Raw genomic sequence first — 11,802 nt, 5'->3', positions numbered from 1 at the left:
ACATCAGAGACAAAAAAACGCTGCTCAATGAGCAGCGTTTCTATTTCAATCGTTGGTTTGACTACAATTATTTAGTCACACGTAGCACCGGTGTTTCACCAACAGTAACAGAACCAGAAAGCTTGTTAAGCTCTTTGATTTCATCCATGTTAGAGATAACAACTGGTGTTAGCGTTGATTTGGCTTTTTCTTCTAGCAGAGCAAGATTGAATTCGATGATAGTGTCGCCAGCTTTCACTGCTTGACCTTCTTCAGCGATGCGAGTGAAACCTTCACCTTTAAGTTCTACAGTATCGATACCGAAGTGAACAAATAGCTCAACGCCGTCATCAGATTCGATAGAGAATGCGTGGTTGGTTTCAAAGATCTTACCGATAGTGCCGTTGACAGGAGCTACCATTTTGTCACCTGATGGTTTGATAGCAATGCCGTCGCCAACAATTTTTTCAGCAAATACGACATCTGGCACATCTTCGATGTTCACGATTTCGCCTGAAAGTGGCGCGATAATTTCGATGGCACCTGCGTCAGCGCTGTCATCAGATACAAGCTTCTTAAGTTTGTCAAACAGACCCATTGTGTCATGCTCCTAACGTTTTGATTTATTCTGTTCGAATTATAGTATACCAATATAGAACATTAGACGACTTTTTTTAGCCGCCTAATGTATTGGCATAACAGATTATTTTGTTTTTTCAGCGATGAACTTATCTACGCAAGCTTGGATGTCATCCGCGGTCGGTAGCGACAGTGCTTCTTCGGCCATAGCTTTCACTTCTGCGAAGTTAGAGTTACGAATTACTTTCTTCACTTTAGGGATGGAAATGCCGCTCATCGAGAACTCATCTAAGCCCATACCAAGTAGTAGAAGGGTTGCACGTTCGTCACCCGCTAGCTCACCACACATACCTGTCCATTTGCCTTCTGCGTGAGAAGCGTCGATCACTTGTTTGATCACGGTTAGAACCGCTGGAGACAGTGGATTGTATAGGTGCGAAATCATCTCGTTACCACGGTCGACAGCCAAGGTGTATTGGGTCAAATCGTTAGTACCGATAGAGAAGAATGCTACTTCTTTTGCTAAGTGGTGTGCAATGGCTGCTGCTGCTGGCGTCTCAACCATAACACCGATTTCGATGTTTTCATCAAAAGCCAGACCTTCTTCACGAAGCTCTGCTTTGTAGCTTTCGATGGCATTTTTCAGCTCACGAATTTCTTCTACTGAGATGATCATTGGGAACATCACGCGAAGTTTACCGTGTGCAGATGCACGCAGAATACCACGTAGCTGATCACGAAGAATTTCACGACGATCTAAGCTGATACGAACCGCACGCCAGCCCAAGAATGGGTTCATTTCTTGCGGTAAGTCCATGTAAGGTAGGTCTTTGTCACCACCGATATCCATAGTACGGATGATCACTGGTTCGCCGTGCATGGATTCAGCCACTTCTTTATAGGCTTCGTATTGCTCTTCTTCAGTAGGAAGGGCAGTACGGTCCATAAATAGGAATTCAGTACGGTACAGACCAACACCTTCACCACCGTTACGGATAATACCGTCACAGTCTTTAACGGTACCGATGTTACCGCATACTTCTACGCGATGGCCGTCAGTGGTTTCTGCTGGTAGGTCTTTTAGTTTGGCAAGTTCTTCTTTTTCAGCAAGAACTTGAGCTTGTACGTTTTTCGCTTCTTCAAGCTCAGCGGCTGATGGGTTAACAACAATCTTGTTGTTCATCGCATCAAGAATGAGGGTGTCGCCGTTGCGTACTTTTTTGGTGATGTCGTTAGTACCAACAATCGCTGGAAGCTCTAGAGAGCGTGCCATGATTGAGGTGTGCGATGTACGACCGCCGATATCACAAGCAAAACCAAGTACGTAGTCGAGGTTGATTTGCGCTGTTTCTGAAGGAGTCAGATCGTAAGCCACTAGGATAACTTGTTCAGAGATATCGCTAAGCGAAACGATGTTGATGCCCAAAGCGTTTTTCACGAAACGAGAACCAATGTCGCGAATATCCGTCGCGCGCTCTTTTAAGTACTCATCATCGAGAGATTCAAGCGCGGTTGCTTGCTCTTCGATAACGGTGTGAATCGCGTTGTCTGCGTGAAGCTTTTCGTCTTTGATCAATGCTAGGATTTCTTCTTCTAGCTCTTCATCTTCAAGAAGCATAATGTGACCTTCAAAGATCGCTTCTTTTTCTTCACCAAACGTTTCTAACGCTTTTTGCTTGATAGATTCAAGTTGCGCAGACGATTTGTTACGAGCGTCATAAAAACGCTGAACTTCGGCTTCTACTTGGTCATCAGAAATTTTGTGTGTGTTTAGGACAATTTCATCTTCTTGAAGGAGTAGTGCTTTACCAATAGCAATACCAGGAGATGCCAGAATACCTGAAATCATAGCCTTACCTTAAACTGGTCAACTTTAAACGGGAGGTTAATAGATCGCGCTAACGATACTTGTAGCTTAGTTTTGAGTCTATTGCCAATGAAGCCATTTTGCGTGGACAAAATGGCTTCAAATAGGAGACCGATTAGTGTAGTTGATCCATTAGTTCAACTAGGTGGTCAACTGCTTGCTGAGCTTGAGGACCTTCAGCAGAAATAGTAACTAAAGTACCTTTAACTAGGCCAAGAGTTTGCAGTTTGAATAGGCTTTTTGCGCTAGCGCTTTTGCCGTTTGAAGTCACAGTGATATCCGCGTCGAAAGCTTTTGCTTCTTTAACGAACTGTGCAGCAGGACGAGTGTGAAGACCATTTTCTGCAGTGATTTCAACTTGCTTCTCGTACATGTTTTATACCCCAATTTGATTTATATTTTGTTAATTTCTTAATCAGACTCAGCTTAACTGCTAACCCTCATTTCCGCTAGAAGAGTAATGAGGTTTAAGTATCAGCACTGAGACTAATTATGATTTTTAGGACAGTCTTAGAATTGAACTTCTAGTTAGCTGTCTTATATGAAACCTTGTGCTTCATGTTTATTTTGAAGCTAAAAATAAAACACCGTGATATTACCAAACGTTTGGATAGGATCAACAAAAAAGCCCCTGAACGGGGCTTTTTTAAATCAAAATTTGATTTGAACACAGATTACTGTTGGTTTTCTTTATCTGTAAAGATACCAGCAAAGAGTGCGGTGCTGAGGTAGCGTTCACCTGAACTTGGTAGAATAACAACGATAGTTTTTCCTTCAAATTCAGGAAGTTCAGCAAGGCGGTTCGCCGCAACAACTGCTGCACCTGAAGAGATACCAGCCAAAATGCCTTCTTCTTCCATCAGGCGCTTCGCCATCGCAATCGCATCTTCTGAAGTTACTGCTTCAACGCGGTCGATAATATCGAGATCTAAGTTTGCTGGAATAAAGCCTGCGCCGATACCTTGGATTTTGTGCGGTGCAGGTTTGATTTCTTCACCGGCAAGTGCTTGAGCGATAACTGGCGACTCAGCTGGTTCAACCGCAACAGAGGTGATCGCTTTGCCTTTTTGGTTTTTGATGTAGCGGCTTGTTCCTGTCAAAGTACCACCGGTACCAACACCAGCAACAAATACGTCAACTTCACCATCGGTGGCTTCCCAAATTTCTGGACCAGTGGTTTTCTCGTGAATCTCTGGGTTAGCTGGGTTGTTGAACTGTTGCAGCATTAGGTATTTGCTTGGATCGCTAGCAACGATTTGCTCTGCTTTCTCAATTGCACCTTTCATACCTTTAGCCGCTTCGGTTAGCTCAAGGTTTGCACCAAGTGCTTTAAGCAGTTTACGGCGTTCAAGACTCATTGATTCAGGCATGGTTAGCGTTAATTTATAACCACGAGCAGCGGCAACGAAGGCCAGTGCGATACCTGTGTTACCACTGGTTGGTTCTACGAGTTCAACGCCAGCTTTTAACTTACCTTGCTTCTCAGCATCCCAAATCATGTTTGCGCCGATGCGGCATTTGACACTGAAGCTTGGGTTACGAGCTTCAACTTTCGCAAGAACGTTGCCTTTGCTTACTTTGTTTAAACGAACAAGTGGCGTGTTACCGATAGTTAGAGAGTTATCTTCGTAGATTTTGCTCATGGTATATGATCCTTCAGTTTACCGCCGAATCCGCCTGGCTTCCGCGGTATGAGTTTATTCATCACTTAACAGGGTCAGCATAAGACAGCGTATAAAACCTGAGAAGGATTAAAAAGTTATAAGATATAGAAGCGAGATTAATCGCTTTTAACTCGCTTAAATCTTGACCTTTTAGCGATGCTGGTCGCGAAATTCGTTGACCCACATCGCGGTTGCACCGCAGACGGCAACTGGCATGACAATTAGGTTGAGTATCGGCACCGTGGTAAAAATCGACACCAATACACCGAAGCCATATGCCTTGCTTTGTTTTTGTTTCAAATTGTGTCGCATGTCGTTGAAATGCACTTTGTGATTATCAAAAGGATAGTCGCAGTACTGAATGGCTAAAATCCATGCGGTAAACACAAACCATAGAATCGGACCCAAGGTTTGGCCAAGTGCAGGGATTAGCAGCAATATAAATAAGCCCAACGCTTTGGGAACGACATAAATAAGTTTACGCCACTCGCGGCTCAGTACGCGGGGGATATCTTTAATGACTGACATAAAACCATCATCATTCACTTTTTGTCCAGTTAACTTCTCTTCGACTTTTTCTGCCAGCAAGCCATTAAATGGCGCCGCAATAAAGTTTGCTAAGGTGCTAAAAAAGTATGAAAAGGTTGCCAGGATAGTAATGGCGATAAGAGGCCAAATTAGATAGCTGAGCCAAGATAAAAATCCCGGTAATTGGCCCATTAATTGATCAATCCAGCCATTGAGGTGGGCAAATAAATAATACAGTGCTCCACCGACTAAAATGATATTTGTCAGTAAGGGTAACAACACAAAACGCCGAATTTTCGGCATCATAGCGATCTCTAGTCCGTAGAAAAAATAACCAAATCCACTTCTTTGTTTTAATTGTTTATCCATTCTTTTCTCTATTTGATAGTTATTTGATGAGCTCGAATTCATATTACAAGAAAAAAAGCGTGTTCAAAATCACAACATACAGGGAACTTCTAACATTAAGTTGTTCTAAAACAGTCATTAGTTTTGGTAAAGTAACCTAATTACGCGTATTTTATTTATGACAGCAGAAACACGGTTTTTGCTGACTAATTTTCGAGCAACTGAGAGCAAACAATGCAGGAACTGCGATTCGTACTCATTATTGTTGGTGCCTTAGCAATAGCCGCACTATTGTTCCACGGTTTGTGGACCAGCAAAAAAGAAGGGAAAGCCAAGTTCGGAGACAAGCCACTTGGAAAATTGAAAGTCAACAAAGATGAGCCAGACGAAGTTGCTGAGCGCTCTTTTGCTCCTGAAGACGATTTCGAAATCATTCGTAAAGATCGCAAACAGCCGGATTTTGGTTCTTCGCCAAAAACTGCGATTGATCCACTTACTGGCGAGGCGACAACCTCAGAAGTCGAATTGGATGTGGCTGCGCAACAATCACCAGTGGTCGATGATGACTTGCCGCCGATTTCTGCCAAACGTGAACCGTCCTTTACTCTAGATGACGAGCCAGAAGCGATTACCACACCAGAACCAAAAGTTGAGGCGAAGCCTCAAACTGATGAACCTGAAGATGATTTGCAAGTCATTGTGTTAAATGTGCATTGTTCTGGAAACGAGCCTTTTGTGGGTACCCGTCTGTTTGACAGTATGCAGCAAAATGGTCTTTTGTATGGTGAGCTGGATATTTTCCACCGCCACGCGGATATGTCGGGAACCGGTAAAGTGCTGTTTAGTGTTGCTAACATGATGCAGCCGGGGACTTTAAAACACGATGACCCAAATACTTTTACCACCAAAGGTATTTCATTTTTTATGACTTTGCCGTGTTTTGGTGACCCGGAACAAAACTTCAAATTGATGCTAAAAACGGCTCAGCAGATTGCAGACGATCTCAGCGGCAATGTCCTTGATGACAAGCGTAATTTGATGACACCGGATCGCCTCGATAGTTACCGAGCGCAAATTCAGAAGTTTAAAGCCCAAAACGCATAAATATCGCATCATAGAAGGCTCCATAAATGGGGCCTTTTTTATCACTTTTAAGTCAGCAAAAACTGCTAGATAAGCAGTTGCATCTCCACGAGTTGCCATAGATACTGCAAAGCAGATTAGAACCACCTATTCAGACTAGAGTCCGTTATGTCCAAAGAGATTCAAGATAAACTCAATCATTTAAAAGAAACCCTTCATTACCACTCGGTTCGTTACTACGTCGAAGACAGCCCGGAGATCCCGGATGCAGAATACGACCGCTTAATGCGTGATTTACAAGCGATCGAGGCAGAACATCCCGAGTTGATAACCCTTGATTCTCCTTCACAGCGTGTTGGTGGAGCACCGTTGGATGGCTTTGAAACAGTGGCCCATGAAATCCCGATGCTGTCGCTCGACAACGCTTTTGATGACGATGAACTGGATAGTTTTCATAAGCGCATGCGCGATCGTCTGCCTAGCGCAAACTTAGATACATTCTGCTGTGAGCCGAAACTGGATGGTTTGGCGGTAAGCATTTTGTATGAAAATGGTGTTTTAGTGCGTGCGGCGACGCGCGGTGATGGCGCGAATGGTGAGAACATCACCGAGAATGTGCGCACCATTAAAGCGATTCCACTTAAGTTGCAAGGTAGTGACTGGCCGACACGTCTTGAAGTGCGTGGTGAAGTGTTTATGCCCAAAGCAGGCTTTGAAAAGCTCAATAGTGATGCACTGAAGAAAGGACAGAAAGTGTTTGTTAACCCGCGTAATGCGGCGGCAGGCAGTTTACGTCAGCTGGATTCGCGCATCACCGCAACTCGTCCGCTGAGCTTCTATGCCTATAGTGTCGGTGTGGTGGAAGGTGCTGAACTAAACGCCAGCCACTATGAGCGTTTTCTGCAGCTCAAACGTTGGGGGCTGCCTATGTGCCCAGAGACGCGTCGAGTCACATCGATGGATGAAGTTAAAGCGTTCTACCAAGATATTTTGCAGCGCCGTGATTCGCTCTCTTATGAGATTGATGGCGTGGTGATCAAAGTTGATGATATTGCAGCTCAAGAACAACTCGGTTTCGTGGCTAGGGCACCGCGCTGGGCGATAGCGTATAAATTCCCAGCTCAGGAAGAAATCACACTGCTGCGTGATGTCGAATTTCAGGTTGGGCGTACGGGGGCCATCACACCGGTTGCTAAACTTGAACCTGTGTTTGTTGGCGGCGTGACCGTCAGTAATGCGACTTTACATAACCGCGATGAAATTGAGCGTTTGGGCGTGAAAATCGGTGATTACGTGGTGATTCGCCGCGCCGGTGATGTGATTCCTCAGGTCGTGTCTGTGGTAAGCGATCGCCGCCCTGATGATGCGAAAGAGATTGTTTTTCCTGATCACTGCCCAGTGTGTGACTCTGAAGTGGAGCGTGTTGAAGGCGAAGCGGTTGCCAGATGTACCGGCGGGTTGGTTTGCGGCGCTCAGCGCAAAGAGGCACTCAAGCATTTTGTGTCACGTAAGGCGCTTGATGTCGATGGGCTTGGTGAAAAAGTCATTGAACAGCTGGTTGAGCGTGAAATGGTTCATACTCCAGCAGACTTGTTCCGTTTATCCGCCGGCGTGATTACCGTTCTAGAACGTATGGGGCCAAAGTCGGCGCAAAATGTGGTCACTGCTTTGAATAAAGCCAAGCAAACTACGCTCGCTAAGTTTCTATATTCACTGGGTATTCGAGAAGTGGGTGAAGCGACAGCAGCGAACTTAGCCAACCATTTTAAAACCCTTGATGCTATTCAAGCCGCGACATTGGAACAACTGATTGAAGTGCCAGATATCGGTCAGATCGTCGCCAATCACGTGATCGCGTTTTTTGCTCAGGAGCAAAATCAGAAAGTCATTCAACAACTGATAGAACTTGGTGTGACTTGGCCAGACATTGAAGAGATGGACGAAGATACTCCGCAGCCTCTAGCGGGAAAAACCGTAGTGTTAACGGGTTCACTATCGCAATTGACACGTCAAGAAGCCAAAGCGGCATTAGAGCGTTTAGGCGCGAAAGTGACTGGCAGTGTGTCGAAAAATACCGACATACTGTTTGCAGGTGATAATGCCGGTTCGAAATTGGCTAAAGCCCAGGAGCTGGGTGTCGAAGTGAAAACTGAACAGGATCTTGTCGATCTGCTCTAATTTCCACCGCAGCGTATAGATATAAAGGCCAATGCATTTTGCATTGGCCTTTATTTTTTCTTGATAATTAAGTTGAGTGTTTTTTGTCTCTTTGATGCTGTGACTTGCATCGTATTGTCGATTCTTTCCTTTAAATCTCGTGTCATGATGCGAGTGACTTCAAAATAATCAGCAAGCAAACCAATGTAAAAGACTGATTAATATGAATATATGTAAGTTTTGCTATTTTTTAAAAATAAATAAGAGTCGGATCACTATCTGCTAGAAAATTTGTAGTGACTCATATTTTTTTCTAAAAGAAATAAGTTTACGTTGATGTTTTTTCCCTCCCAGATAACCTCTTAAGCATGGATACACGTGATGTATACCGGTAATGAAACTCAAACAAATCATTCGGTTTTGAGTTTTCAATAATAAGAGCGTTTCTCCCTTCGGCGGCCAACTTAAGGCGAGGAGCGATCTAAACAGCTATATCCATTTTTAGGAGCTTTTCCATGGACAAAATGTTTAAACGCACTCTGGTTGGTGCGGCAATCGCACTGGCTTCAACAAGCACTTTTGCAGCAGAAGAAACTGGACAAATCGGCGTTCTTTCTGACTTCAACGTACAAGCTTATGGCGTTGCGGCCATTTCTGCTTTCTATCAAGAAGACAGCACGGGTTACGATTATGAAAATGAATCGCGCATTGGTTTTCGTGCCAACAAAGACATGTTCGACAATGTAAACGTGTTTATGCAAATCGAATCTGGTTACGTAGGCGATGATGGCGCGAGTGGCAGTTTGGGGGTTCGCGATACCTTTTTAGGTCTGCAAGGCGATTGGGGTAAAGTGCGCTTTGGACGCATGTTGACACCACTGTATGAGATTGTTGACTGGCCATATTCAAACCCGGGTCTAGGGCGCGTATTTGATTGGGGGGGGGATGTTAAAGCTCACTACGACCGTAAAAGCGACATCGCGCGCTATGATTCGCCAGCGTTCGGTGGGTTGACGTTTAGTTTGTCTGCGGGGCGAGGTGATACAGGAACTGATGGGTCAAATCACTTTGGCGCGGCGGTCCACTATAATGTTGCGGATATTATGACGTTACATGGTGGTTATGAAAATAACTCCAAAGTAGATGGTGTTGATGTTGATGCATCAGCATACATCATTGGCTTTGAATTGCCTTTACCATCAGGCTTTGGTCTAGCGGGAGCTTATAAATTCGCAGATGGAGCCCAATATACTGACTGGGCTACAACAGGGTTGGATGCTGAGCAGAGTTCATATTCTATTGTTGGTCAATACTGGAACGGTCCTTGGGGCTTTAAACTGGGCTACGCAGCAAATGATGATTCTGAGCTTGAAGGTGTCAAGCAAGATGATGGCGATGAAGTTGTATCTGCACAGTTAATGTATGTTCATAATGGCTTTGTTCCTTACGTTCGCGTTGGTCAGCATGACGCTTACGATGCTAATGATAAAGTGACATTTGTCCGTGTTGGGCTTGAATACGGATTCTAAGAGTTAGATTCTGTCTTTCTGACAAAACACCGGCCTGAAAGCCGGTGTTTTAATAACCATAAAGGATAGAAATGATGAATAAACTTAGAGCTTTACTGGTTGTTTCGGCAATGGTTGCCAGCGCTGGATGCAGTACACTGGACAGTTCTAGTAATTTTGATGATGTGGTAAAAACCAGCAAAGAAAGGCGTCATTATACCCAAATCACCACTAAGCCGATTACTCCCCAAACCCATGCCATTGTTGGCGCCGATGTGGTGAAAGCACAGCTGCATTATGTTGGTATATATCCGCATGACTCAATCGATATCGATAAAGTTGCGTCGTCAACTATCGCCGGTGAAGTGACATTTTTTAAGAGTTACGACCACTTTGAAACGGTCAATATCGCTGGGCATAAAATGGCTCTAAATAGTGATAGACCGATGGCCGAAACTTGCACTGAGCATTGCACCGTGACTCAGTGGTTTTCGTTTCCTTTTACTCATAATGAATTAGCGGCATTACCTAATGATCAGGTCGAATTTACGCTTTCTTCGGCCACCGGGAAAAATCGCGTTAAATTTATGCTTCCGAAGCAATATTTCCTGAGCGCCGAGCAGGAAGCCAACTACTTACGCAACTCAGACACGACTCAACTCACCAAGCAAACACCTCAACAGAAGCAAAGCGATGGTAAACAGCGTTCGCTTGAGATGGTGCAATATTGGTATCAGCAGGCGGATGGTGGACAGCAAGAGCAATTTAAAGATTGGGCGTTTACGCATCGCACTGTGGTGAGCGAGCAATTAAAAACCGATCAGCAAGCGTTGAATATGCTGAGTTATTGGTATGCGAACGCATCGGTTGACGAGCGAAAAACGATTTTGACCTGGCTATTGACGCAATAAAGTTTGCTGCGACAGTGATGAGGAGTGGCAGCCAGGTTAACGATTACTGACTGCCATGCGCAATATGATTAGTAAAGAATAGAGTACAATTGACGACGATATTTACTTGCCAGCGCATTGCCTTGGCCTAAGGCGCTTAAAATATCCATGAAGATTTTTTTGATTTCACCATCTAATGCGTTGAGGTCTTTGACTAGGTAAGACCAAAGCAGCGCAAGGGCTTCTTCATCGCGATTCACTTGATGGTATTGAACCGCTAAATCATGGGCTAATTGCGGATTGTGCTCACTGTCGCTTAGTTGAGCTTCAAGGGCTTGAATTTCTGGGCTATCAGCCGCTTGCTGATGAAGCTCAAGCTTTGACATCAATTGTTTGTAGTCATTGTTTTTGTATTCTAAAGGCACGGTTTCTAATATGGCTTGTGCTTCAGAAAATTGCTGAGTCTCCAATAGGCAATCCGCGAGCAACAATTTTACATCGCCAGTGTTTTTTATCTCCTCGCCCAATCCACTTAGTAGCGTTAATGCATTGGCGTAGTTACCCTGAGCAATCAGTTCCTTAGCGTGATTGACTTGCAACTCATCTTGGCTGGGTAGATGTTTGCTCAGCATCTGCTCTACCGCTTCAATCGGTTGTGGACCGCCAAGGCCATCAACTGGCTGTCCATTGACGAACAATGCGATGGTTGGCAAAGCTTGAACACCAAATTGCGAGGCGATCATCTGTTGCTGTTCGCAGTTAAGTAGAGCCAAAGTAAAAGCGCCATTATATTGCTGAGTCAACATCTGTAATGCGGGAATGATGTCCGCGCTTTCTTGGCTCATCGGCGCCCAGAAATGAATCAATACTGGGGTTTGCATCGAGCCTTCAAGCACTTCACGAAAATTCTGCTCGGTGAGCTCAACAATAAAAGGTGATTGCATGGGTGTTTCCTGAGTTGGTCGCTATTAATAACAATGTGGGGGATACGCAGCCAGATTCAAGGATAGAGCCGGAAACAAATGTAAAAACACCGCCTTAGGCGGTGTTTTTGTGAACAAGAATGTGAGTCAAACGCACTTTCGCCAACCTAACTCAGAACGGAACCGAATTAGAGCAATAGCAAAATCGTTAGCGCTACACCCACACCAAGCCAATTTAATTGGGTTAGGGTCATTGAGGTCTCCGAATGAAACGCT

10 protein-coding genes are annotated in these 11,802 nt (G+C 44.5%); 4 read left to right on the top strand and 6 right to left on the bottom strand.

Annotated elements, in window-relative coordinates:
- Positions 1-67: 67 nt before the first annotated feature.
- The 5 genes from crr to cysZ all read right to left on the bottom strand — a co-directional run bounded on the left by crr (position 68) and on the right by cysZ (position 4,986).
- Positions 68-577, bottom strand: coding sequence for a PTS glucose transporter subunit IIA (gene crr / locus BLS03_RS17110; RefSeq protein ID WP_093276720.1), 510 nt, complete (start codon positions 575-577; stop codon positions 68-70).
- A 105-nt stretch (positions 578-682) separates the two neighbouring features.
- A complete protein-coding gene (gene ptsI / locus BLS03_RS17105) occupies positions 683-2,407 on the bottom strand; it encodes a phosphoenolpyruvate-protein phosphotransferase PtsI (RefSeq protein ID WP_093276717.1) in 1,725 nt (574 codons plus the stop codon).
- A gap of 133 nt (positions 2,408-2,540) precedes the next feature.
- Entirely contained in the window at positions 2,541-2,798 is a 258-nt protein-coding gene (locus BLS03_RS17100; protein ID WP_093276715.1) for an HPr family phosphocarrier protein, read from the bottom strand.
- 301 nt (positions 2,799-3,099) lie between these two features.
- On the bottom strand, positions 3,100-4,068 hold the full coding sequence (gene cysK, locus BLS03_RS17095) for a cysteine synthase A (protein WP_093276713.1): 969 nt from the start codon (positions 4,066-4,068) through the stop codon (positions 3,100-3,102).
- Positions 4,069-4,239: 171 nt separating this feature from the next.
- Positions 4,240-4,986 (bottom strand): sulfate transporter CysZ, encoded by a 747-nt coding sequence (cysZ, locus tag BLS03_RS17090; RefSeq protein ID WP_093276711.1) that lies wholly within the window; start codon positions 4,984-4,986, stop codon positions 4,240-4,242.
- A gap of 213 nt (positions 4,987-5,199) precedes the next feature.
- Between cysZ and zipA the strand changes: the two genes are divergently transcribed.
- From zipA to BLS03_RS17070, 4 genes are all read left to right on the top strand, one after another.
- Positions 5,200-6,069: a cell division protein ZipA gene (gene zipA / locus BLS03_RS17085; protein WP_093276708.1), complete on the top strand. Its 870-nt coding sequence runs from the start codon at positions 5,200-5,202 to the stop codon at positions 6,067-6,069.
- Positions 6,070-6,216: 147 nt separating this feature from the next.
- The gene (gene ligA / locus BLS03_RS17080; protein ID WP_093276706.1) at positions 6,217-8,226 is read left to right on the top strand and encodes an NAD-dependent DNA ligase LigA; all 2,010 of its coding nucleotides are present in this window, start codon (positions 6,217-6,219) and stop codon (positions 8,224-8,226) included.
- Positions 8,227-8,720: 494 nt separating this feature from the next.
- Positions 8,721-9,734: a porin gene (locus BLS03_RS17075; RefSeq protein WP_093276703.1), complete on the top strand. Its 1,014-nt coding sequence runs from the start codon at positions 8,721-8,723 to the stop codon at positions 9,732-9,734.
- A gap of 71 nt (positions 9,735-9,805) precedes the next feature.
- The gene (locus tag BLS03_RS17070) at positions 9,806-10,624 is read left to right on the top strand and encodes a DUF2057 family protein (protein ID WP_093276701.1); all 819 of its coding nucleotides are present in this window, start codon (positions 9,806-9,808) and stop codon (positions 10,622-10,624) included.
- Between the two features lie 68 nt (positions 10,625-10,692).
- On the opposite strand, the gene BLS03_RS17065 is transcribed toward BLS03_RS17070, so the two are convergent.
- The gene (locus BLS03_RS17065; protein WP_093276699.1) at positions 10,693-11,547 is read right to left on the bottom strand and encodes a co-chaperone YbbN; all 855 of its coding nucleotides are present in this window, start codon (positions 11,545-11,547) and stop codon (positions 10,693-10,695) included.
- Positions 11,548-11,802 lie beyond the last annotated feature (255 nt).

Source organism: Vibrio xiamenensis, assembly GCF_900100015.1.
Classification (GTDB): domain Bacteria; phylum Pseudomonadota; class Gammaproteobacteria; order Enterobacterales; family Vibrionaceae; genus Vibrio; species Vibrio xiamenensis.
The sequence above is the reverse complement of the archived record's forward strand: the minus strand, read 5'-3'. Positions and strand labels throughout refer to the sequence as shown.